18 protein-coding genes are annotated in these 22,432 nt (G+C 62.1%); 6 read left to right on the top strand and 12 right to left on the bottom strand.

The window, feature by feature from the left end:
• Window positions 1-46: 46 nt before the first annotated feature.
• Entirely contained in the window at window positions 47-1,753 is a 1,707-nt protein-coding gene (locus ACWRN3_RS20045; RefSeq protein ID WP_324645371.1) for a diflavin oxidoreductase, read from the bottom strand.
• Window positions 1,750-3,117: an aldehyde dehydrogenase family protein gene (locus ACWRN3_RS20040; RefSeq protein WP_324645372.1), complete on the bottom strand. Its 1,368-nt coding sequence runs from the start codon at window positions 3,115-3,117 to the stop codon at window positions 1,750-1,752. Before ACWRN3_RS20040 ends, ACWRN3_RS20045 begins: the two co-directional genes overlap by 4 nt.
• A 410-nt stretch (window positions 3,118-3,527) precedes the next feature.
• On the opposite strand from ACWRN3_RS20040, the gene ACWRN3_RS20035 reads away from it, so the two are divergent.
• From ACWRN3_RS20035 to ACWRN3_RS20015, 5 genes are all read left to right on the top strand, one after another.
• On the top strand, window positions 3,528-5,024 hold the full coding sequence (locus ACWRN3_RS20035; protein ID WP_324645373.1) for an APC family permease: 1,497 nt from the start codon (window positions 3,528-3,530) through the stop codon (window positions 5,022-5,024).
• 201 nt (window positions 5,025-5,225) lie between these two features.
• A complete protein-coding gene (locus ACWRN3_RS20030) occupies window positions 5,226-6,590 on the top strand; it encodes an aminotransferase family protein (protein ID WP_324645374.1) in 1,365 nt (454 codons plus the stop codon).
• Window positions 6,591-6,741: 151 nt separating this feature from the next.
• Window positions 6,742-7,857 carry a Zn-dependent alcohol dehydrogenase gene (locus ACWRN3_RS20025; protein WP_324645375.1) on the top strand — a complete coding sequence of 372 codons (1,116 nt, stop codon included), beginning with the start codon at window positions 6,742-6,744 and terminating at the stop codon, window positions 7,855-7,857.
• A 207-nt stretch (window positions 7,858-8,064) separates the two neighbouring features.
• Window positions 8,065-9,561 (top strand): aldehyde dehydrogenase family protein, encoded by a 1,497-nt coding sequence (locus ACWRN3_RS20020; protein WP_324645376.1) that lies wholly within the window; start codon window positions 8,065-8,067, stop codon window positions 9,559-9,561.
• Window positions 9,562-9,712: 151 nt separating this feature from the next.
• A complete protein-coding gene (locus ACWRN3_RS20015) occupies window positions 9,713-10,984 on the top strand; it encodes a M20 metallopeptidase family protein (RefSeq protein ID WP_159636078.1) in 1,272 nt (423 codons plus the stop codon).
• 547 nt (window positions 10,985-11,531) lie between these two features.
• On the opposite strand, the gene mobF is transcribed toward ACWRN3_RS20015, so the two are convergent.
• On the bottom strand, window positions 11,532-15,992 hold the full coding sequence (mobF, locus tag ACWRN3_RS20010) for a MobF family relaxase (RefSeq protein WP_243753420.1): 4,461 nt from the start codon (window positions 15,990-15,992) through the stop codon (window positions 11,532-11,534).
• Between the two features lie 406 nt (window positions 15,993-16,398).
• Between mobF and ACWRN3_RS20005 the strand changes: the two genes are divergently transcribed.
• Window positions 16,399-16,812 carry a hypothetical protein gene (locus ACWRN3_RS20005; RefSeq protein ID WP_166843118.1) on the top strand — a complete coding sequence of 138 codons (414 nt, stop codon included), beginning with the start codon at window positions 16,399-16,401 and terminating at the stop codon, window positions 16,810-16,812.
• Here the strand turns inward: ACWRN3_RS20005 and ACWRN3_RS20000 are convergent.
• From ACWRN3_RS20000 to ACWRN3_RS19960, 9 genes are all read right to left on the bottom strand, one after another.
• Window positions 16,756-17,238: a hypothetical protein gene (locus ACWRN3_RS20000; RefSeq protein WP_166843119.1), complete on the bottom strand. Its 483-nt coding sequence runs from the start codon at window positions 17,236-17,238 to the stop codon at window positions 16,756-16,758. The two genes, ACWRN3_RS20005 and ACWRN3_RS20000, sit on opposite strands and share 57 nt — an antisense overlap.
• A 7-nt stretch (window positions 17,239-17,245) precedes the next feature.
• A complete protein-coding gene (locus ACWRN3_RS19995; RefSeq protein ID WP_166843120.1) occupies window positions 17,246-17,503 on the bottom strand; it encodes a chemotaxis protein in 258 nt (85 codons plus the stop codon).
• 138 nt (window positions 17,504-17,641) lie between these two features.
• The gene (locus ACWRN3_RS19990; RefSeq protein ID WP_166843121.1) at window positions 17,642-17,929 is read right to left on the bottom strand and encodes a helix-turn-helix domain-containing protein; all 288 of its coding nucleotides are present in this window, start codon (window positions 17,927-17,929) and stop codon (window positions 17,642-17,644) included.
• A 2-nt stretch (window positions 17,930-17,931) separates the two neighbouring features.
• Window positions 17,932-18,198, bottom strand: coding sequence for a ParB family protein (locus tag ACWRN3_RS19985; protein WP_166843122.1), 267 nt, complete (start codon window positions 18,196-18,198; stop codon window positions 17,932-17,934).
• A 14-nt stretch (window positions 18,199-18,212) separates the two neighbouring features.
• Window positions 18,213-18,662, bottom strand: coding sequence for a P-loop NTPase family protein (locus ACWRN3_RS19980; protein ID WP_166843123.1), 450 nt, complete (start codon window positions 18,660-18,662; stop codon window positions 18,213-18,215).
• 28 nt (window positions 18,663-18,690) lie between these two features.
• Window positions 18,691-18,891: a hypothetical protein gene (locus tag ACWRN3_RS19975; protein ID WP_166843124.1), complete on the bottom strand. Its 201-nt coding sequence runs from the start codon at window positions 18,889-18,891 to the stop codon at window positions 18,691-18,693.
• Between the two features lie 77 nt (window positions 18,892-18,968).
• Window positions 18,969-19,865 carry a single-stranded DNA-binding protein gene (locus tag ACWRN3_RS19970; protein ID WP_420716283.1) on the bottom strand — a complete coding sequence of 299 codons (897 nt, stop codon included), beginning with the start codon at window positions 19,863-19,865 and terminating at the stop codon, window positions 18,969-18,971.
• Window positions 19,866-19,870: 5 nt separating this feature from the next.
• Complete coding sequence (locus tag ACWRN3_RS19965) at window positions 19,871-20,137, bottom strand: glutaredoxin family protein (RefSeq protein WP_166843126.1); 267 nt, start codon at window positions 20,135-20,137, stop codon at window positions 19,871-19,873.
• Window positions 20,138-20,879: 742 nt separating this feature from the next.
• Complete coding sequence (locus ACWRN3_RS19960; protein ID WP_166843127.1) at window positions 20,880-22,229, bottom strand: ParB/RepB/Spo0J family partition protein; 1,350 nt, start codon at window positions 22,227-22,229, stop codon at window positions 20,880-20,882.
• Between the last annotated feature and the right edge of the window lie 203 nt (window positions 22,230-22,432).

Here is a 22,432-nt window from a genome sequence, read left to right as displayed (position 1 = left end):
TACCCAGGACACGAAAGCCCGGGTGCTGGGCAGGGTCAGGCGGGGCCTAGTAGACGTCCTTGACGTAACGTCCTTCGCTCTTCATGGACTGCAGGTAATCGTGCGCCTCTTCGGGGGTCATCGCGCCGTGGCTGCTGAGCACCGCCAGCAGGGCTTCGTCGATGTCAGGTGCTATTTGTTTGCCGCCGCACACATAGACCGAGGCTCCACCCGATAGCCAGGCAAAGATGTCGCCTCCTTCTTCGCGGATCCGGTCCTGGACATAGACCTTGCCCTGTTGATCCCGGGAAAAAGCCAGGCTGAGGCGGTTCAGCACACCCTTGCTTTGCAGTTCTTCCATTTCCGCCTGATAAAGCCAGGAAGGCTTTTCATGGCGGTCCCCGAAGAACAGCCAGTTTCGTCCCCGGGCTTGTGAGACTTCACGGTCACGGAGGAAGCCACGGAACGGGGCAACTCCGACGCCTGGACCGACCATGATCACGTCAGCTGAGTTGTCGTGGGGTAGGTGGAACTCGTGCGCCGGCAGCGGGAAGACTTTTATGGTTATCTTGGCCTGCGCGGCGGACTGGAGGAATCCGCTGCATGCACCCGAGTGCCGGCGGCCGGCGGTCTCGTATTGCACAGTGGAGACCGTCAAGTGGACGCGGTCGCCGTCAGCGAGGGGACTGGATGCAATGGAGTACGACCGGTGCTGCAGGGGCCTCAGCATTGAGAGGAACTCGCCGGGATCGACATCTGTTGACCGGGTTTCCTGCAGCACGTCCAGCATGTCCCGTCCCCACAGCCAGTCCTCCAGCGCATTGCGGTCACCGGACTCGACCAGGTTCCGCACGGGATGATCCGGTGCGAGTTCTTCGACGAGCCAGGCCACGATGCCCAGATGGGGCAGCCGAAGCTCATAGTCGTTTTGAAGCGTCTCGCGTACATTCTTGCCGTCCTCACCGAACACCTCGCTGCCAGCGAGGCCAAGGAATCCGAGGAGGTCTTCCACGAGTTCGATGGAGTTGGTGGGGATTACGGCAAGTGAGTCACCTGGCCGGTAGTTGCGGCTGTCGCCGCTAACCTCAAGCTCATAGTGCCAGACCTCTTTTTCGGACTCTGGAGCGCTTAGGAGTCGGGCCTCGACGACGGTGGCAGTGTCAGGTTCCCGGCGTGTGCCCTTGGGCTGCTCCCCGAGGTTTGCTCCTGGAACAGTGGAGTCTTGCGGGCTCTTGTCCCGCTTCTTGGGAACAACTGTCTTGAAGGTCTCAAGCATGCCCCTGATCCACTTGCCTGACGTCAGGTCATAGTCGACATCGCAGTCGAGGCGGTCAAGGATCCTCTTGCCGCCGAGTTCGCCAAGGCGCTCGTCAAGATCGCTGCCGGCTTTGCAGAAGTCTTCGTACATGGAGTCGCCAATGGCAAGGACTGCGAAGGGAACGTCCTTGAAGAGGTCTGAACCGGCGCTTTGAAGCTGGTCCCAAAACGGTTGCGCATTGTCCGGCATGTGGCCGTTGTCGTGTGTGGCGGTAACGATCAACAGGCGGTCCTTGCGTGCCGCATCTTGCGGGGTCAGCATGTCCAGGCTCATAAGCTCGGCTGAGTAACCCTGGCCGTTTGCCTTGTCCACGATTTTGGACGCAAGAAACTCAGCGTTCCCGGTCTGGCTGCCGTAGAGGACGCTGAGGGTCTGCACGGCGGTGTCTGTCTCACTGGATACTTCGGATGAGGTGCCGTGGTTGGTCCGAACCAGCTCCCCTGTGTCAGTTGTCACGGTTCTGTCCTCACAAAAACGGTCTTGAGTTCGGTGTATGCCTCGATGGCAGCCTGGCCCAGTCCGCGGCCAATGCCTGACTGTTTGAAGCCGCCATAAGGTGTCTGGATTCGAATGGATGAGTTTGAGTTGACCGACAGAGTCCCGGACTCAAGTGCCCGCGCCGTCCGCAGGGCCTGCCCGACATCGTTGGTCCAGATGGAGCCGCTCAGGCCGTAAATTGAGCTGTTGGCCAGCGCGATGGCTTCCTCTTCGGTGTCGAAGGGAATCACCGAGGCGATGGGGCCGAAAATTTCATCGGTTGCCACCCGGCTCTTGGGGTCCGGGGCGATGACGATTCTGGGTGCCATCCAGAAGCCGGGGCCATCCGGTGCTTCACCGGCGGTGACGACGTTGAGACCGTTTTCGAGGAAGCTGGAAACGGTGTCGCGGTGGGCAGCCGAGACCAGAGGTCCCAGGTTGGTCTTGTCGTCCAGCGGGTTACCGATTTTCAGTGCACGCGTAGTTTCGATGAATCCCTCGACGAACTCGTCGAAGATTCCCCGCTGCACGAGAAAGCGGCTGCGTGCACAGCAGTCCTGGCCCGTGTTGTCGAAGACCGACATTGGGGCTGCCTGCAGACACTTGGCGAGGTCAACGTCGTTGTAGACGATACTGGCGGACTTCCCGCCGAGCTCAAGAGAAACCCTTTTCATCGTCGTTGAAGCCGCCTGGACGATGGACCGGCCGACCTCGGTGGAGCCAGTAAAACTTATTTTGTTAACATCCGGGTGTTCAGCGAGGGCATTGCCGATCCGGGCGCCCGAACCAGTGAGGACCTGAAGCGCGTCCCCGACGACGCCCAGTTCCTTCACGATCTCACCAAATCGGACAGTTGACAGGGGGGTAAGGGCCGCGGGTTTCACAATTACCGAATTACCGCTGGCCAGAGCCGGGGCGATACTCCAGGATGCGATAGGCAGAGGGAAGTTCCACGGGGCAATTACGGCCACAACACCCAGCGGCTCGCGGAAAGTCATGCTGACGCCGCCATCGACCGGAATGGTGTCCCCGAGGATCTTGTCCACCGTTCCGGCGTAGTACTTGAAGCACTCGGCGACACCAAGAACTTCCTGTCGGGCCGCCGCCAATGGCTTACCAACGTCGGTGGATTCGAGAAGGGCCAGTTCGTCGCTGTGGGCGATGACAGCATCGGCAATAGCCCAGAGGGCATCACGGCGTTCAGCCAGTGGCTTGCGGACCCAGGCGCGCTGGGCGGCCCCTGCGCGTTCGACCGCTGCATTTACGTCCGGCAGGTCGTAGGCGGGCACCTCGCCTATCTGTTCTTCTGTAGCGGGGTTGTAGACCGAAATAACGCTGTTCATAATCGGGTGCTCCTTCAGGAGAAGTGGGTTTGTCGAAAATTTCCTAGTCTCGTATGGACTCTGGGAAGCTCCGTTAGTTCCGACAATGCCTGAGGAAACTGCGGCCAGCGAGTGCTGGGAGCACCACGATAAGTAGCTGTATGTGCGCGGTGCACATTCCATAAACTCCTCGTTCATAGGACTGCGTCCATTTTTTTGCCTGCCCATTGCTGTGCATCAGGACCATGCGCAGGACGGATGTATGTGCAGGCTCAACATCGCAAACTCTGGGGCAACTCCTACGCTGTAATCCAACTCACAGTGATGTTCGGCAAGGGGGCCGGCCCGATTGTGGGTTCCGCGATGCCGCTCAATTCCGCCGTGTCGAAGGCATCGCGATGACACTCAGCTTCTACGTCCAGGAGGGACGAATGGCAACTAAAGATGTTAAATTTGAGCCGGTGGATGCGGGACCCAACGGAATATTGAGCCCGGACCGCTTGCTCAGCAGGGGCCTGGGAGTCCGGTCGATTGTGTTCATGGTTGTGGCGGGAGCTGCGCCCATGACAGCTGTCGTGGCTGGTTGGCCTGTTGTCGTTTCTGCATCGGGAAGCACGGGCGGTCCGCTGTTCTTCCTTATCGCGACCGCTATTCTGTTTCTGTTTGCCGTTGGTTTTACGAGGATGACGCCCTTTGTGAAAAATGCTGGGGCGTTCTATTCCTACATCCAAACGGGGCTGGGCCGGGGTGTTGGCATGGGGGCTGCCACTTTTGCGCTCGGAACATACTTGCTGCTGTTTCTTGCGCTGTGTTCATACCTTGGATCGGCAACGCAGACCACCATTCAGGACCTGGGTGGCCCGGAGGTCCCCTGGTGGGTTTGCAGCATCACTCTCATGGTCATTTGTGGGCTCCTCGCCTATCGGGACGTCGAACTTTCCGCCAAGGTGCTTGGAGTTGTTCTGATCATCGAAACGGCGGTTCTGCTGGCCGTCAATATTGGTGTGATCGCCCATGGCGGCGCCGAAGGACTCAGCGCCGATTCACTTTCGCCTCAGCGGCTTAGCGAAGGCGTCGTTCCCCTTGGTGTCATGTTTGCCTTCTTCTCGTTCATTGGTTTTGAGGCCACCGCCGTCTTCCGGAACGAAGCACGTGACCCTGATCGCACTATCCCGCGGGCAACCTATATCGCCGTTATCGGCGTCGGCATCTTCTACACGTTCACTGCCTGGGCACTGCAGGCGGGAGTCGGAAGCAGCCAGATCGTCGAAATCGCGACGAATGATCCCACGAGCATTGTGGTAGGGCTCGCGGGACAGTACGTGTCCCCGCTCCTTGCCACCCTGCTCCAGGTTTTCCTCATCACCAGCCTTTTCGCCTGCATCCTCACTTTCCAGAACGTACTGACCCGGTACCTCTTTACCCTTGGTACGCAAGGTGTGCTTCCGACTGGACTTGGTGCAATCCACCCACGTCACCACGCTCCGTCCAGGGCAGCCTTGATCGTCTCGGTAGTAGCGATAGCACTGCTTGGTGTCGAGGCGATCATCGGGCTCGACCCGGTAACGCAGGCCTACACCTGGTTCGCCGGTTCGGCGACATTGGGCATCGTTGTGCTGATGGCTCTCACATCACTCGCGGTGATCGTGTTCTTCCGGAGGAATCCCCACAACAAGAAGGTCTGGGGCACGTTGCTGGCCCCCGGGATTGCCCTTCTCGGACTCGGGGGAATTGTCTTTCTGGTTCTTCAGAACTTCGGGCTTCTCGTCGGCGGTGACCTGGCGGCGGGAATACTGTTGACGCTCATGGCTGTACTCTTCCTGGGCGGCGTGACCACCGCGCTGGTTATGCGATCCAAGCGGCCGGCGACGTATGCCGCACTGATCCCGGCAGGTTCCAGCAGCGAAGAAAGTTCCGCAGCGAGCTAAGAAAAAAGACTCATCTCCGTAGCCGCCGTCGCACAAGCCTTCTTGGAACGACGGTAACGGTGGCCGGCCGCGCAAAAGCACGGCCGGCCACTAGCGCCGTAGACGACAAGAACCTGCCAGGGGATTCACTACCGACTGGCTTTAAAAGCTGCGAGAGCAGCTGCTGATATTTAGGAGCTTCCCATTTCCGACAGCGCGTTGTTGAAACAAATCATCGACAAGAAGTACCCGACAGTGGCCTACGGCGAAGGCGTCTTCCTGTATGACACCGAGGGGCGCCAGTACCTGGATGGTTCAAGCGGCGCCATGACCGCCAGCATTGGCCATGGCGTGGACGAGATTGCGGAGGCGGTGAAAGAACAGTGCCGCCGTGTGGCTTTCACGTATAGAACCCAGTTCACCAGCCTGCCCGCTGAAGAACTGGCCCGCCGGCTCACTGACATTGCTCCCGGGGACCTCGATATGGCGTTTTTTGTCAATAGCGGGTCCGAAGCATCCGAATTCGCCATCCGCGCCGCAGTGAGCTACTGGCGCGAAAGGGGGCTCCCAGGCAAAGTCAAAATCCTTGGCAGGACCATCAGCTATCACGGCATGACAATGGGCGCCCTGTCGATGTCCGGGCACGCAGCGCGCCGCCCCGACTACGGATCCTTGCTCCATGCGTTCTCCTTCGCCCCGCCGGCCTACGCCTACCGCTTCGCCCTGCCAGGCGAGAGCGAGGAAGTGTACGCTGCGCGCGCTGCGAAAGCCTTCGAAGACGCCATTCAGAACGAGGACCCCGGCACAGTCGCGGCAGTCATCGTCGAACCAATCGTCGGAGCCGCCGGCGGGGTCCTGACGCCGCCGGCCGGCTACTTCGCCGGCCTTCGCGACATTTGTGATCGGCTGGACGTGCTGCTGATCATCGATGAGGTCATCACGGGAATGGGGCGCACGGGCGACTGGTTCGCGAGTTCCTACGAGGACGTCGTGCCGGACCTTCTTCTTATCGGCAAAGGAATGAGTGCCGGATACTCCCCTGTTGCTGGCGTCCTGCTGCGGAGCCACATCGTTGAGGCGCTCAGAGAGGGCAGCGGCGTCGCTCCGTTCGGGCACACCTTCTCGGGGAACCCCCTGGGGGCAGCGACCTGCCTGGCGGTCCTGGACTTTATGGAACGCGAGGATATCCTAGCGAACGTCCGGCAACGGGGGAAGCAGCTTGAAGAGGGTCTGCTCTCCCTGGCAACGAGGTACCGCTGCATGGCCGATGTCCGTGGGCGGGGCCTGCTCTGGGGCTTCGAGTTCGTTATGGACCAGGAAAGCAAGCAGGCACCCGATCCTGCACTGGGAGCGGCTGGCCTATTCGTCGATGAATGCCTGGACCAAGGGCTTCTTGTCTACCCGGCCGGGATCGCCCCGCTGAACAACGCCGTGATCCTGTCCCCGCCCTTGGTGATCACCGAAGAGGAGACACGGGTATTGCTGGCGAAGCTGGAAAAAGCCCTCCGCACCCTGGAACGCCACGTTGAGCGCTGGGCCGCTGTAGGTGAGAACCGGCATGGATCCCGAGTTGGAACCGGAAGCTGACACTGATCCCGGCTGTTCTAACGTCCGCGCTGGTCAGCTTGCACATAGTGGTTGTAAAGGCTGTTCCGTCCACACACTTTTGAAACTCGACCAGGGCTGAAGATGGTCGAAGCGACCCATCTGCCAGCTCCTCAACCATCAAGGAAGCCAAGTGACTACACCGATTCTTGCCGCCGTGCTGGAAAAGCCCGGAGCCCCTCTTCGGATCCGCGAACTGCTGCTGGATGATCCGGAGGACACTGAGGTTCTCATCCGGACTGAGCGAGTGGGCCTTTGCCATAGTGATCTGCACTATCTGAAGGGGTCGCTGGATATCTCCCTGCCGGTGGTCCTCGGGCATGAAGTCGCAGGCATTGTCGAGCGCGTCGGTTCTGCAGTCACAAGAATTAAGACTGGTGAAAGGGTCGTGGCAACGGTCACCCCCTCCTGTGGGGCATGCCGCAACTGCATAAGCGGGCGCCCGACCCAGTGCGACCGGGTCGACTCGATGCGTGAGCGGCCTCGACCCAGGCTGCTCTCACCTGATGGATTAGGCGTGGAGTCGCTCGGCGGTATCGGCGCATTTGCAGAGGCCTTCCTCGTGAGGGAGGCATCCGTTGCAGTGGTCGGCTCGGATCTGCCTCCCCAGGTGGCGTGTCTTCTCGGTTGCTGCATTAGTACAGGAGTCGGCGCGGTTATTCACGGCGCAAAGGTCGGACCAGAGGATACGGTTGCCGTGATCGGTTGCGGCGGTGTCGGAATAGCGGCCATTCAAGGTGCCAGGTTGGCTGGGGCACGACGAATCATTGCCATTGACGCTGTGCCGGCGAAGCTGGAGCTCGCCCGTAACTTCGGTGCCACGGACACTGTTGTCTCATCATCCGACCCGACAGAAACACTCATTCAGGTCCGATCACTTCTTCCCCAAGGTGTCAGCCATGCAATCGAGGCGGTGGGCCGCAGCCAGACAGCGGAACTCGCCTTTTCGCTCCTGAGCCCGAACGGAACAGCCACCATCCTCGGTCTCATGCCCGCAGGGTCCGAACTGCGTATCCCCGCAGATGCGCTCGTCTACGGCGACCGACACCTGCAAGGCGCCTACATGGGCGCGAACAGGTTCCTCAGCGACGTCCACATGTTCACGGACCACTACCTGAACAACCGACTGGATCTCGATGCAATGGTCACCAAGGAACTGCCCTTCGAACGTATCAACGAGGGATTCGAAGCGATGGCGGAAGCGTCGACGATCCGAGTTGTGCTGAACATGACCGACAGGCAACTGTGATCCGGACAACTTTGAAGACCGTTTGGCAGCTGACTGTCAGGCCGATCACGATCTGATTTTGCGCCACGGCCAGCGCCGGAACGAAAGCTGCGAACTGTGGCGCTGCAAATCCTCCCGAACATAAACGGTCAAACGTCAATGCCCAGCCCCTGCCGTCGCTGGTCCTGGACGACAAAGACAACAACGAAAATCAGAGGAGCACCTTGAATGACTGCTGAAGGACTAGCACAACTGACCGCTAACACCCCCGACCTTGTCGAGCAACGCTCCTTTGTCGATGGCGCATGGCTGCAGCTCGACGAAAACGGCCGCTACCTTACCAACCCAAATACGGGCGAACCGCGGCAGCCGATGCGAAAGACCGGAAAGGCTGAAGTCGAGTGCGCACTCGCCGCAGCGGCGGCTCTGCACGAGTCCGGGAAACTTGAAGACATCAAACTCCGGGACCGTCTTGAGCTCCTGACGAAGGTGGCCGCATCTCTCGATGCCCAGAGCGAAGAAATCGCGCTGCAGGACAGCATCAACACGGGAGTCCCTATCCGGACCACTCGCCTGATTGCCGGTGCCCTCGGGGACAGAGTCCGGGGAACTATCGCTGAAGCGGAGCAGCTTGGCGAGTCGGAGACCCTTGACGGCGGTGACCGGCCTGTGGTCATCCTGCGCAAGCCCCTCGGCCCGGCCCTCATCGTTGGCCCCTGGAATGCTCCAACCTTTACCGTGGTAGGCAAGGTGGCGGCAGCAATGGCGGCTGGTTGCCCGGTCATCCTCAAACCCTCCGAGAACGCCCCCGGAGGTTGCCAGCTCTTCGCCGAATCGATCGCCGCTGCCATGACCGAACTCGATTACCCGAGCGCCGCGTTTCAACTGGTTCATGGGAATTCGGAGACAGGATCACTGCTGACTTCGGATCCCCGCATCGAGGCTCTTTCGTTTACAGGGGGCGATTCGGCAGGCCGCACGGTCGCGAAGGCTGCGGCGTCCAATCTGGCTGTCATGCAGATGGAGCTCGGATCCAACAATCCCGTGATCATTCTGGATGATGCCGATGTCAGCTCAGCGGCACAGTCCATTGTGCAGGGCATGACCCGTCTCAATGGCCAGTGGTGCGAGGCGCCCGGCAAGGTACTGGTTGACGGGTCGGTTCACGACCGTTTCGTTGAAGCTATGAAGTTCGAACTCAGTAAGCTTCGGGTCGGAAATGCCTTGGATGAGACAACGGAAGTGGGTCCCCTGGCGTTTGAGCGGCAGCGTGATGGTTTGGTAGCCGCAGTGAATCGACTCGTCGAACTGGGGGGAACGCTGGTCACTGGCGGCGATCTACCGGATCTTGACGGCTGGTTCCTGGCACCGGGGATGATCGTCGGATGTCCGGCCGGCGCCGCCGCGGAAGAACTCTTCGGGCCACTGGTCACGGTACATCCCGTGCATTCCGTTGAAGAGGCGCTTGGCCATGCAAACGGACCGGCAACCGGTCTTGATGCCTACGTATTCGGCGGTGACGAAACACGGGCCATCGACGTGGCATCCCGTATTCGTGCCGGGGAGGTCCGCATCAACGGCACGTTCATGAGCGACCTGGCCGGCAATTCGCGGCAGAGTTTCTGGGGTACCAGCGGTATGGGAGGCCACGGTCCCCAGTACGGCGTTCGCTTCTTTACCGGCGACCGCGTGGTTGGCGTGGACAGGACGGATTTCCCGCTCTAGGCGCCGTATCCGACCCCAAAGCGTAAGCGAGGCCCTGCGAGGCCTGCGACAGACATTCCGGGAACGTGACGCCTGGCTAAGGCGGGGGCTCCGCGTCCTCTCGGGCAAGCAGCAGGCCAGGGCCTGGCAACATGAGACGAGAAACCCTTCAATGACAGATACTTCAACGACAGATACGGTGCGGTTTTCACCGCTGAGTTTCCTTGAGGGCGCCACGGCGGCGATCCCGGCCTTTGGAAGCGACCTGGTCGATTTCCGTAGGGAAATGCACGCCGATCCTGAAGTCGGCCTGTATCTGCCCCGCAGCCAGGCCCGGGTCCTTGAGGCACTCAAGGGACTCGACCTCGAAATAAGCCTGGGAAAAGCGGCCTCGTCCGTGGTTGCGGTACTCCGGGGCGGGGCCACCCAGTCCCCCGTTGGGAGCCGTCCTACTGTACTGCTTAGAGGGGACATGGACGCCCTTCCTGTGGCAGAAAAAACGGGTATACCCTTTGCATCGACCAATGGCGCAATGCATGCCTGCGGTCATGACCTGCATACAGCGGGCCTGATTGGTGCCGCCCGTTTGCTCTCGTCCGTACGTCACAGCCTGACCGGCGACGTCATCTTCATGTTCCAACCGGGGGAGGAAGGACATGACGGGGCCCGCATCATGCTGGAGGAAGGCGTTCTTAATGCAGCCGGCAGGCGACCGGATGCTGCCTACGCCCTGCATGTCGTTTCAGACATGCCGTCAGGCGTGTTCACGACCCGGGCCGGCTCCTACATGGCAGCCTTCGGAGATCTGTCCGTCAAGGTTATCGGGCGTGGTGGGCACGGTTCCCGCCCCTTCCAGGCTCTGGATCCCATACAGGTAGCTGCTGAAATGCTTGGAGCGCTACAGACGTACATCACCCGGCGATTCAACGTTTTTGATCCCGTGGTTCTTTCCGTGGGCCAGTTCCATGGTGGTTCCGCCTCTAATGTCATACCTGATTCGGCGGAATTCAGGGCCAGCGTCAGATCTTTCAGCCCCGGTGTCGAAGCACGGCTCGCACAGGAGTTGCCGGATCTTATCCGGCAACTGGCGTCCGCTCATCAACTGACAGCCGACGCAACGTTCACTCCAGTTATGCCGGCCACCGTCAATCACGACAGTGACGCCGAACTCTGGGGCAGGACAGCACGGACATTCTTCGGAGAGCACCGGTTCGTGCCCAGCCCGTCCCCCAGGACCGGCTCTGACGATTTCTCCCGGGTCCTCGTGGAGGTCCCCGGAGCGTACGGGCACCTCGGAGCTGGGTCTCCAGATATCGACCCCATGGAGTGGGCTCCCATGCATTCGCCCAGGGCAGTGTTTGACGACAGTATCCTCGTTGATCAGGCACAATTCATGGCGGGTGTGGCGCTTGGAAAGCTTCAGGAGTTGGAGGTGCTGGGGTAGCTCGGAGGGCTTCCGGAGCGGCCACACCTCACTTGAAGCAGTGGACCTAGCAGTACCCGTCTCGAAGCTCGAATGGATAGCACTTCAACCACTATCAGGTTGCCGTACACCCCAATCTGACGTCAGGCGGTGCGCCTGAAACCGTCAGGATAAGATTTCGCAACGGACTTACGGACACCAGATGGTGACGGTCTGAGGCTTCAACCTGACACGTCGTAACTCACAGCGTTAGTCCGAACGCATCGTGAGCGGATGCTAAGTGCTTTGCTAACCGCAATTTACTGCTAGCCACCTTCCCGCCGTCGGGCAGGTGGAGGACCCAAGAGCCTTCAGCGACACGGAGGATTTGGTAACGCCCTTTGTCTCCGTCGGCAAACCACGCGGTGCGGACGCCCGTGCGCAGATCCTTGCGCCACTTCAGAGGGTAGTTCACCGCATCGTCTCCTACTTCAATTACGATTGCGCCCTCACGCCGGCGGCTCCAACTGTCCAATGATTTTTTGGATCATTGGTTCCGCTGCCTACAGCCGGGGACAATCCTGATGGGTTATAGGCCAATCCCAGGTCCGCGGATCTCGTCCGCTGACCGCTGCTGTTCCCTCACGGCGCGTTCACTGGCTAGGCGGGCTTGCCGCTGCGCTTCGGTTTCCGTTGCCTGTTCTGTCGGTTTCCGGGCCGGTGTGTTCTTTGCCTGCTGCTCTGCGATCATGCGTTCGAGCTTGGTCCGCAGGCGTGGTTTGTCCTTTTGGGCCGGCGTGACGGCAGTGGGTTCCTGTGCGTTCAGGGCGCGGTCCTTGTCCGTAGCGTCCTGGGCCGGTGCGGCGGGGGCGTGAGTTCCCTTGGCGCGGTCCAGGGCCTCGGCTGCTGCTGTGAGCTTTTCCGCTTCGGTGGCGTGGTCCTTGAGTGCCCGGGCACGTTTGGAGACGGTCACGGCGCGGTCGTGGAGGTCTTGGCCAATGTCATTGGTGCGGAGGTTTTCGGGCACGGGGACCTGCTCTGTGTCGGGGACGTTGTAGCGGGCGCGGAAGAGTTCAAGTTCGGCGGCGGTATCCCGCCACTGCTGTGCAGCGGCGGGGTCCGCGGGGACGGGGCCGAGCTGCTGCGCCCACACGGGCGGCTCGGCAGCAAGCATGTGGCCGCGTTCGTCCAGGCGTGCGGTGAGAACTTCCCGTCGGGCCATGAGTTCTTCCCGCCACTCCTGGGGCAGGTATTCGCTGGCGACCGTATGGGCCGGGGCGAGCCAGTCAGGCAGCCGGTCAATCTTCTCTGCCCGGACGGGCGTGCCGGGGGTGATGGCTCGGAGGCGTTCTTCTGCCCTGACGCGGGCTGCGATGACCTGGTGGTTCATGGACCGGTTATGCTCCGTCGCCACATTAGGCGCGGCGGCGTACTGGCTCCGGGAGCCGCGTTCGGCAGCTTCGGTGCTGTTCTTTCCGGTGCGGGCCTGTTCGGCGCGGATCTTCTGCTCTTCAACCAGGGCGCGGAGGCGGTACTGGTTCCTGCGCGCCAGGGCAGGATTGTTGATTGATTCGGTTTCCCGGGCCGTGAAACGTGAAGTGAAGATCCGGCGTTCGAGCTCGGCGTCGCTCAGGCCACCGTGGCGGCGGTTGGTCCAGTGGTCCGCCGGGTGCGGGCCGTGGACGGCTGACGCCGCAGTGTAGGAGGCTGCGCGGTCTTCCCCGATGGCTGCAACGTCCTTTTTCAGGGCGGCAAGCTGTTCATCGGTGAGGTTCGCCAGGGGCCGGGCGCCGGCGGCGGCGAGGACTTCGGGGGCCTTCTCCACGATCGATTCGATCCGCCAGGACAGCACAGCGGACTTATCCTCAGCGCCGTCGAAGTCACGTTCAGTTGCGGCACGGGTCAGCAGCTGGGCGGGATCCCAGCCGTCGTGTTCGGCCTTAGCCAGGTTGGTAGCCACGGCACCCCAGGACTCGGTGGCCACGAACGTTTCCGCACCTTCTCCCAGGACTTCCCGGGCGAGGGCGGCCATCCGGATCCTGTTCGCTTCTTCGGTGACGTAGCGGTACTGGTCCGCGAGGGTCAGGGGGTTGTTGATGCGTTCGTATTCGGTGCTGAGCCCTTCGTGCGCGGAGGTTTCGTGGCTGTGGTTTGCCGCGATGGTGGACAGGACGCTGTCCCGGTCCTGGCCTTCGTCCAGGACAACGAACAGGACGTTTTCATCCCGGCCACGGGTCGCGGCGACGTAGGCGTTTTCGCGGGAAGTGGCAGCGTCAAGGATAGGGATACCGGCGTCTTTGGTCATGCCCTGGGCGCGGTGCGTGGTCAGGGCATAGCCAAGGTGAACATGCTCGGTGACGTACGCGGCGGGCAGCTGCACAGTTCCGCCGTGGCCAAGGTGGGTCACGGACAGGGAGCCGTCCTGGTGGGCTTCATCGACGGTCCACAGGTCCCCGTTCTTCACCACGTCGCGGCCGCGTTTGGTTTTCAGGGCTGAGTCGTTCTGACGGGTCACAATGGTGTCACCCATCCACGCGGTGGACCCGTCCCGCAGCGGCACGGACACCCCGGCGCGGGCGACTTCACCGGTTTCAACCCGGTAGGCCTGGGCGCGTTCGGAGAGCCGTTGTGCGCTCTCGTTGGTCGGGGCCATCATCACCGCCTGGTCCCCGGCGTTCAGGCGTTCCTGCCACAGCCCAAAGGCCAGTCCTTCAACAACGTCAGCGGCACCGGCCTGGACGCGACCGTTGTCTTTGTACCAAGCGAACGGGTCTGCTTCGTTCTCCGTTGGCGTGCGCAGAGCCAGGGACGCTTCGGCTTCTTCAGGTGTAGTGAAGCGGTGGATCGTTTCGAGTTCGGTCGCGCCGATCTCATTGATCAGCAGCCGCAGCGCCCCGCCGGCCTGCACGGCCGAGAGCTGCCGGTCATCGCCCAGCAACCGGACGAGGCCGCCGTGGGCTTCGACTTCCCGGACAATATCTGCCAGCTTCCCAGTGCCCTGCATCCCCGCTTCATCAACGATCACGAGGGTGCCGGGGGTGACCGTGAACGGTCCTGGATTCGCCGGCGGGTTCGCCGGGTCGGAGCCGTGGTTGATGTGCAGGAATTTGTCCGTGGTGGCCGCCAGGATGCCGAGCTGTTCGCCCAGGTTCGCTGCTGCAACCGCTGAGGGCGCGAGCCCGATAACCCCGCCACCAGCATGCGTCACGGCAGAACGGACCAAGGCCATGGCCGTCGACTTGCCGGTGCCGGCTGCACCGATTCCCACGGCCAGGAGCTTGGAGCTGGTGGCGAATGCGCGGGCGAGTTCGATCTGTCCGGCATCGAGGGGGTGCGCCTTTTCCCCGGCGGCCACAGCGGCGTTGTAGGCCTCCACGGCGGCGGTGAAGTCTTGGTTGGATGCAGCCGGAATCACGTCGCGGGTCCCGGCGCGCAGCAGCCGGTTTTCGTCTTCGAGGATTTTGGTGGAGGTGTAAAGGGTGTCGGTGCGGTGGTTGAAGTCCGCGGTGCCGGCGTTACGGGTGAGCGCTTCAAACCGGCCGTGGACCTGGTCAGGGGTGATGCGCACGGACGCGGTGCCCAGGGACGCGGACACCACGTCTTCGATGGTCCCGGCCGGTACCGGGCCGTGGACGCTCGCGTATTCCTTGGCCCACCGGTGGGCTTCTGCCATGACGTTTTGCGCGGTCCAGGTGGAGCGCTTATCGGAGACGGCAGCGACGATGGATCGGGCTGCGGCGTGGACGTCTATACCGGTAGCTGCTTCCCGTGGTGCGAGGGTCCGGGCACTGGTGAGGGCGTCGAGTTCGGCGTCGCTGTAGAGGGTACGCGCTTCCTCACGCCATGCTTTGCCCTGTTCCTGAAGTGTCTTCGGGGCTTCCTTGTCGGGTCGGGTTTGCAGGGTCGCGGCCTGCGCGAGCTTGATCAGGGCGGCAGAGTCAGGGGCGTGTCCGTGCTGTTCTTCGTACGCTTTGCGCAGTTCAGCAAGGGAGGTGCGGATGCCTTCGCTGCGCTTGGAGAACAGGGCGGTCAGTTCCCTGGGCACCGAGGAAACTTCCATGACGGGCTGCTTGGATCCGTTGACGGTACGGGTTTCGAACTCCACGCCGGCAGCTTCAAGGTGGGCCTGCAAGCGGGTGTTGTAGTGCTCGGAGACGGCGACCGCGGAGCGGTGCAGGAGCTTACCGTCGATGGTCTTCCATTTCCCGGCGTCGTCCTGGACCTTGTTCGAAACCACCACGTGGTGGTGCAGGTTCGGGTCTCCCAAACGCGAGTCATGGTGGCGGAAACTCGTGGCGATCAGGCCGCCGCTGACGGAGGTTTGGGCTATTCCGTTGGTCCCTGAACGGGTCGCCAGGGCGTGCTGTTCGAGGTAGTTCAGGGAGTCGGTGAGGGCGGCCTGCTGGGCGGATTCGACAAGGGTCCTGGTGTCGGCGTCGCCCAGGGCCCAGAGGACGGAGACGCTTTTGACGGGCGTGAACGTCAGGTCATATCCGGCCACGGCTTCCTGCTGCGGGCGGAGCTGGGCGGTGATGTACCGGCCGAGTTCTTCCTTGGAGACCGGGTTGCGCCCGTGGGATTCGCGGAACATGAGAGCGCCTGCGGTGGCCCGTATGCGGTGCCGTTCGTCGGGCGTGGGCTTGCGCTGCTTGAGGCGTTCAAAGTCGCTCTCGCGGACGCTGATGGCCTGTGAGAGGGCATTGTCTTTGGGGCTGTACTCGTAGAACTTCCGGCCGAGTTTTGCTTCCTTATCGGCGGCCTTCGTGGCCTCCTTTTCGCTGAGTCCGGAGGCGCGCTTCTCGGCAAGGATGCGTTCGTAGTCAGGGTGCCGGCCCTGCCCGAAAAGGTTGGCCATTTGCTCTTCGGTGACGTTCCCGGCCATGCCCAGGGCGGCCGCGCCGTTGCCGATCCACTGCCCGGGCGGCAGGCCTTCTACGGTGTAGTAGTCGCCCAGCTGGCGGTCATTGGAGCGCAGCTGATCCCCGCTGGCGGTCTCCTGTGTGTAGTACAGGTAACCGGTGCCAGCACTGAGAACGTGCAGCGACATCATCACCCGATTCTAACGGAATCGGCCTCGTTTATTCGAAATGCAAGAGGTGTGACCGATTTCTGAGTTTTTCTGCTGGGTGAGGTACGAGCGCAGCGGCTTTCGAAAAGCTCAGAGGGCTGTCCATTCTTTGAATGCGGCTGTCCATCATGAAAAGCAGAGCTTTGATTGTGGGCAGGCGCTGTCGCGGTTCTCCACAGGCTGGATTAGAACGCAACCTAACTGGGCACATACGGGGTGCCGTTCCTGCCTTGAAGCGGAATTGGAGTTAGGCTGCCCGCCCGGTCATGGTCGCACCCGCAAGCACGGCCCGGGTGGGGCCTCTAACCGTTAGGTTCGAGGCAGGTAGGCTCTGGCACAATGGTGATGAGGCACGTTCGATTCGACAGCACACCCAAGGGGGGCCGTGATGGCTGGTAAGACACGCAATTCGATGATGGTTCAGGCACGCAGGAAGACCGAAGAGCTGGCAGCAAAGCGGCGCGAGCGTGAAGCGGAGCTCCAGTCTCTGGCCACCGACTTTCACGCTTCAAATCTTCTGGCGGATGCCATCGTTGAGGAAGCAGAGCGTCAAGCCGCTGAGCTGATCGCTAAAGCGAAGCAGGAAGCGGCCGCGGCCGCTGAGGAAGCGAAGGCCACGATTGAGAAGATGCTTGCCACCGGGGAAACCCGCCAGGGCGTCGCGGAGCTGCTGGATGTGAGTGTGTCCTACGTGCGGAGCGTCGATGTTGCGGCAGCGAAGAAGAAGAAGACGGCCGCTGCCGGGTCAGAAGAGAGTGGGGGCGTCCGGGTCGATGCCGGACATGAGGGGTCTGATCACTGACTCGTCCCAGCCGTGCGCTTTGAGCGCGTCGCGGAGCTCGCGTGACTGAGCGGCGAAATTAGCGCGGCCGACGCCACGCCATCGCCAGGTATGGGCGTTGGCGTGGCGTCTCTTTTGGGCCCGGTCCAGAAGGTTCGCGGCCTGGGTTCCTGGGTAGGTGTGGCTGTCGGTCCCGCCGGTGGAGCGGACGCACAAGGGAATGTCGCATGAGTGCATGAGGACTACCCCGGGGTCCAGTTCCTCACCCGTGAGAAGCGTGTGCGCGTAACGTTGTGGGCGGACGGCTTGCTGGCCGCCGGCCTCGTTGCGGATCCAGTACCTTCCGTAGCCGTCATCGGAGACAGCGCCGGTCCACAACCAACAGTCATCCGGGCGGGGGCCTTTGATGACTTCGGACCAGAAGCGGTCCTCCGGGGAGCCGGTCACGGTGTGTTCACCAGCGACGCCAGCGCGATTCGAGCTTGTTCGCGGCCGCGAAGAATACGATCATGAACAGGGCCGGCACCACGGCGTGAAGCAGGCTCTGTCCAATCCACGCTGCCAGGGCTGTCAGCAGGGCGATGAACCCCGCGGCCTTCGAGAGGAAGATCAGTGCGCCCCGCCCGGCCAGGATGGGATGGGTCAGCGCGTAAATGATCCAACCGGTTAGTGCCACAGCTGCGAACGCTGCGAGGAAAACGATGATGAACATGTCCGCTCCTAACGGGTGGGGTGGACTCTAAAGAGGGCAAGCCCATGGTCGGTCATGGTCCGGTTAACCAGGGAACCGTCCATCGCCCGCACGAAAGGCCTGGAACCGGCCACGACTGCCCCCTATGGCCCCGGCTCACTACTGCTCTTCCTCGGCTTCACCTGCGGGCAGTTGCCCGGCTGCGATACGTTCGGCTGTCTTCTCGTAGGCGGCATCGATGTACGCGGTCAGGTCATCCAAGCGAATGCGCCAAATGCCCCTCGGACCGAACTGCGCGCCCCTTAACTCGCCACTTCGCAACAGCCCGTAGACCATCGGTTTACCCAGGTTCAGGATCTCCTGGACCTCGTCAATCGTCAGCATCTTCGGGAACGGCAGAGACGCCCCGGTCCCCGCCTTGTCCACTTCTTCAGTCCACAGAGCCATAGCTACTTTCCTTCGTCCCGCTGCCGCATCTCATCCATCGTCCGCTGCCCGCGCCGCAGCTCGCCCGCCGGCACCGGAGGCCAGGGCTTGCCGCCGTTGTACTTGCGTTGCATCCGCTTCACCTCGCGCATGGTCGCCCGGACAATGAGGTCAGAGACACTGGCGTCCCCCTCCTGCAGACCGGCGGCCTTGAACGCGGCCCGCACCTGCCCGGCCTGATCCTCGGTGTAGTACGGCGTGAACGCCGGCACCTTCTTGGGTTTCACCATCAGCAGGCCTTGGCTTAGACGGCGCGCAGCGCCTGCGGCCAGGGGTGGAGACTGTCCAGTAAGCCCTTGCCCCTGGTTACCGTTCCGTCCTCGTGGAAGCGGATATCGGCGTGCTGGTGGCTGCCGCCGGCGTGTGCGATCGCTGCCAGGACAAGGTCCAGGTTCTCCCGGTCCAGGCCCGGCACTACGTCGCCCAGGACCACCGGCACATCCTCAGCCAAGGAGGCGGCCAACATCAGGAAACGGCGCTCCCCGCCCGAGAGTGCGCCGGCCTCCTCCGGGATGGACGCAAAGTCGATCCACGCGTGTTCCTGGTAGCCCTCATCGCTGGTGCTGGCGGCGTGAACCCAGGGGTTGCCGATCGCTGCGAAGCGGCCACCAAAAGCCTTCAGCAACATTTCCGTGGCTGCCTCGGTGGTGTACGTGCCTCGCGCCCAAGCGCGGAGGTCATCTGCATGCGTCATCTTTGTGTCCTTTGTTTGTGGTCTTGGGTTAGTAGCCGGCCCTGGCGGCCCGGTCGAGGGCGGCCTTTGCATCGCGGATGGCGCGGCGCGCGTCCCGCAGGGCGTCGGCCTGCTCATTGTTGGGGCCAGCTCCGGGACGCCAGTCCGAGCGGAGTTCGTCTTCGACGTCGCCCAGAAGTGCGAACGCCCTGGAGCGCATGTCTTCGAAAGTGGGCAGATTTTCGGCCATTCTGGGTCCCATCGTGGAAGTTGAGAGCGATGCCTGTCGGGGCCAGCGTATCGGCTGACCCCGACAGTTGTACTGCTTTAGAACGGGGGTTCGGAGTCGGGTCCGTTGCCCCATCCGCCGGCTGTGTTGCTGTTGGCTGGAACGGCCCAGGGATCGTCCTGCGGCCCGGTCTGCTGCCGGGTGTTACCGTTGCCCTGGACGCCGTTCCCCTGCGTGCCTTGGTTGCCGCGCTGGGTTCGGATGACCTTGGCATTCGCGTAGCGGAGTGAGGGACCGACCTCGTCCACCTCCAGCTCGATCACGGTGCGCTTCTCGCCCTCCTTGGTTTCGTAGGAACGGGACTTCAGCCGGCCTGTCACGATCACGCGCATGCCCTTGGCCAGGGACTCGGCAACGTTCTCAGCTGCTTCCCGCCACACACTGGCCCGGAGGAAAAGCGTCTCCCCGTCCTTCCACTCGTTAGACTGACGGTCGAACGTCCTGGGCGTGGAAGCGATGGTGAAATTCGCGACGGCAGATCCACTGGGCGTGAATCTCAGCTCTGCATCTGATGTCAGGTTTCCAATGACGGTAATGGTGGTTTCGCCGGCCATGATGGTTCCTTTTCCTCGCGTGCTGGTGATGTTCTCAGTCTCTGTTGCGGGTTGGTCTGCGGGGTCGGTCCCGCCCGGTTCGTCGTGGGTGAGGTCGTTAGGTTGGTACTGGTTCGCGGTGTGTTCGTCCCAGAGCCCGCCCTCCCCGAGCTGGCGGCGGCTGATGGCCTCAAAGAACCGGTCATCCCCTGCTTGGCCCGGGATGGCATAGCCCTCGTACAGGTCCTCGCTGAGCGGTTCCACGATCGCGGGTTCCACGCGGTAGGGGTCTACAGCCTCGAAGGGAATCTTGCCGCTGGGGTTGACCTGCCTGAACAGGTCCACCTCCAACGGGATCCGCGGGTGGAGGTTGAACCCCACGACCGGGCGCATTCTCTCCACGGTCCTCACGCAGCCTTGTGGCTCATGGCCGCCTGGACGAGCTTGTCGCGGCGCAGACCCGACCAGTGGTCCTGGTCATCAAAATTGTTCTGCACAACGGGCGCCTGAGAGTAGCCCAATTCGGCGGTGATGTACTCCAGCGCTGCCAGCACTTCGGTGATGTCCACGGCCGTGTAGGTGATGCCCTTGGAGTCGAAGTAGTCCTTCGTCTTCTCGCAGTTGGGGCAGTCGGGCTTGGTGTAGACCGTGTAAGCGGTGGGCGAAGCAGTCATTTTCAGCACCTGGTTTCGTATCAAATAAGTTTCGTTCGTCTGGCTGACTTGCTACCTCAATTCTAGCATTCATTCAACTGAAAGAACAGGGGTTTTACCGCTTATTTCCGGGGTTTTTGCTTCCAAGAATTACCCGCGCAATAGGTGTAATCCATTGCAAGGGAATTTCGGTCCATTTCAGAAGCTGACTGCACAGATGTCAGAAGTCCTCTGCACAGCTCCGGTCACCACCGAGGAAAGGTTGGTGACGCCGCCGGCAACTGTGGTCATCCCCGCCGGTTCCTCCAGCGGCAGCCCCCCTGTGCCTTGGAAGGCTCCAGGGAGGTTCGGTGACGTGCAGGTCGTGGGTGGAATGTGGGAGTGGGTGGGTGTCGTCCCGGCTGAAGGAACTCAAACCACAGCGAGCCTCGCGCCGGCGGTGCATGGTGTGGACCATGGGAACGGTGCCCCGTTAACCCGGAAAGGAGCCGGCGTGTGCCGGCTCCTTTCGGGTTTCTCTGCAAAGAAATCTATGGTCAGTCTAGCTGAATGGTGGGCCGCGGGCTGTGCAGCTCCATTGCTGCAGCGCGGCTTTTGTCCTGGGTTCTGGGTGTGGCGGAAAGCGGCGGTCCGCCGCCTGGTGAGTGGTTGCTGTGGTTCGCCCTGGGCGGCGGACCGCCCGACTTCTGGAAGGTTCCGTCCCACCCTGTGGTGATTGGCTGGGGCCTTGCCGGGCGGTGGGGGGCCGCCCGGCAAGGGGTCTTTATGCCGCTGGTTCGTCCTCGACCGGTTTGCCGCTGTCGATGATGATCTGCTCAGTTTCCGATGCGGTGTAGCCCCAAACCACCAGTTGGTTCAGGTAGTCCCGGTGGGTTTGGGACGGTGAGCGCCACGAGTCTTTTTGGATGGTCTTTTCATACCCTGCGCAGATCAGGGCGATAAGTCCGAACTCCGGGCGGGCGGTCGTTTTGGCGACGTGGTCCCGGAGCGGGTTCCACGCCCACTGGTTGGATTCCTCGATCTTGGCTCCGACCATCTCAGCTGCGACCTTGCCCTCGTAGCCGCTGGCGGTTTCGGGGTGGTGGGTGATCGCGTGGAGGGTGAAGTACTGCCAGCCCTTGGGGGCCTGCTTCTTGGCCAGCAGGTTCTTGACCCATTCACGCCTGACAACAGTTGCCGACTGCATCAACTTGTTGTTCTCTATCAGGGTCGTCCGCTCGGCCTTCTGCTCGTCGGTCATCGGGCCTTTCGGGGCCGATGTGCCGTAGCCGCTGTAGTAGCGGAGAGTGAAGCCCAGGTCTTTCCAACCGGTGACGACAGCGACGGCGGAGTGCTCGCCACGATAGCCCGTCTCGATGTAGACGGCGTTGCCGTCCTCATCGGTGGCCGGTTCCCCATCTGCCCTTTTCAGGGACGTGACGCGGAGGGTTTCGCTGTCCTCCCCGTACCCGCATTCGGGAACAATAATCGTTCCTGCTGCTTCCAGCTCTGCGGTGAAGGCAGCCAGCGCGGCGGCGCGGTCGCGCTTGTCGCGCAGCTGCTGGGTGACGTGCAGGAGCATGTCGGGTTCGTCCATGATGACTGACTCGATTTCGGCCGTCGCTTCCTCGTCTGACTCAAACTCGGCGAGAATCAGGGCTGCTTCGATGGTGTAGCCCTTGCCCAGGGCGGCGGCTCCGGTCTCGGTGGACTTGGCTTTGAGGGCGGACTCGACGTTGGTCTTGGTCCGTCCGGTCTTCTTGGCGATCGCGGCCGCCGAGACACCGATCAGGGACAGCTGGTGGTAGGCGTCGGCCTCGTCGGCTTCGGTCAGTTCGGCGCGCTGGATGTTCTCCACCACCTGCGTGACGATGCGCTCGGCTTCCTCGGGAGACTCGATGATCATCACCGGGATCAGGGGCCGTCCGGCTTCGACGGCGGCGCGGGTGCGGCGCTGTCCCATCAGCACGTGCACGGTTCCGTCGTCCTTGCGGTGGGCGATGACCGGTTCCATCACGCCGTGCTCTTTGATGCTGGCGACGAAATCGGCGGTCAGGGCAGCGTCCTTTCGGACGTTAATGTCAACGGTCAGGGTTGCCGGATCGAACATTTCAAGCGTGGGTGTTGCGTTCATGGTTTTTGCCTTTGCAGAGACGTGGGGTGTGTGGGGCGGCTTAGGTGACCGGCCAGCTTCCCTCTCCCCCGGATTGTTTTTGGTTGCTGGCAAGCTTGCTTGCTCGGCGGCCGACGGAGCCCTGTCTACCCGCCAGGGCAAGGAGCGGGAAATTCCCGGAGGAAATAAGCGACGAAGGAGCGCCGGAGGGACATTTCCTGCAC

The sequence above is a fragment of the Pseudarthrobacter sp. rb genome, from assembly GCF_056389225.1.
The sequence above is the reverse complement of the archived record's forward strand: the minus strand, read 5'-3'. Positions and strand labels throughout refer to the sequence as shown.

Excerpts from the sequence above, each read along its gene's own strand:
- ACWRN3_RS20040 (WP_324645372.1), bottom strand. The coding sequence starts at position 3,117 with ATGAACAGCGTTATTTCGGTCTACAACCCCGCTACAGAAGAACAGATA.
- ACWRN3_RS20035 (WP_324645373.1), top strand. The coding sequence starts at position 3,528 with ATGGCAACTAAAGATGTTAAATTTGAGCCGGTGGATGCGGGACCCAAC.
- ACWRN3_RS20020 (WP_324645376.1), top strand. The coding sequence starts at position 8,065 with ATGACTGCTGAAGGACTAGCACAACTGACCGCTAACACCCCCGACCTT.
- ACWRN3_RS20015 (WP_159636078.1), top strand. The coding sequence starts at position 9,713 with ATGACAGATACTTCAACGACAGATACGGTGCGGTTTTCACCGCTGAGT.
- mobF (WP_243753420.1), bottom strand. The coding sequence starts at position 15,992 with ATGATGTCGCTGCACGTTCTCAGTGCTGGCACCGGTTACCTGTACTAC.
- ACWRN3_RS20005 (WP_166843118.1), top strand. The coding sequence starts at position 16,399 with ATGGCTGGTAAGACACGCAATTCGATGATGGTTCAGGCACGCAGGAAG.
- ACWRN3_RS19995 (WP_166843120.1), bottom strand. The coding sequence starts at position 17,503 with ATGTTCATCATCGTTTTCCTCGCAGCGTTCGCAGCTGTGGCACTAACC.
- ACWRN3_RS19990 (WP_166843121.1), bottom strand. The coding sequence starts at position 17,929 with ATGGCTCTGTGGACTGAAGAAGTGGACAAGGCGGGGACCGGGGCGTCT.
- ACWRN3_RS19985 (WP_166843122.1), bottom strand. The coding sequence starts at position 18,198 with ATGGTGAAACCCAAGAAGGTGCCGGCGTTCACGCCGTACTACACCGAG.
- ACWRN3_RS19980 (WP_166843123.1), bottom strand. The coding sequence starts at position 18,662 with ATGACGCATGCAGATGACCTCCGCGCTTGGGCGCGAGGCACGTACACC.
- ACWRN3_RS19975 (WP_166843124.1), bottom strand. The coding sequence starts at position 18,891 with ATGGCCGAAAATCTGCCCACTTTCGAAGACATGCGCTCCAGGGCGTTC.
- ACWRN3_RS19965 (WP_166843126.1), bottom strand. The coding sequence starts at position 20,137 with ATGACTGCTTCGCCCACCGCTTACACGGTCTACACCAAGCCCGACTGC.
- ACWRN3_RS19960 (WP_166843127.1), bottom strand. The coding sequence starts at position 22,229 with ATGAACGCAACACCCACGCTTGAAATGTTCGATCCGGCAACCCTGACC.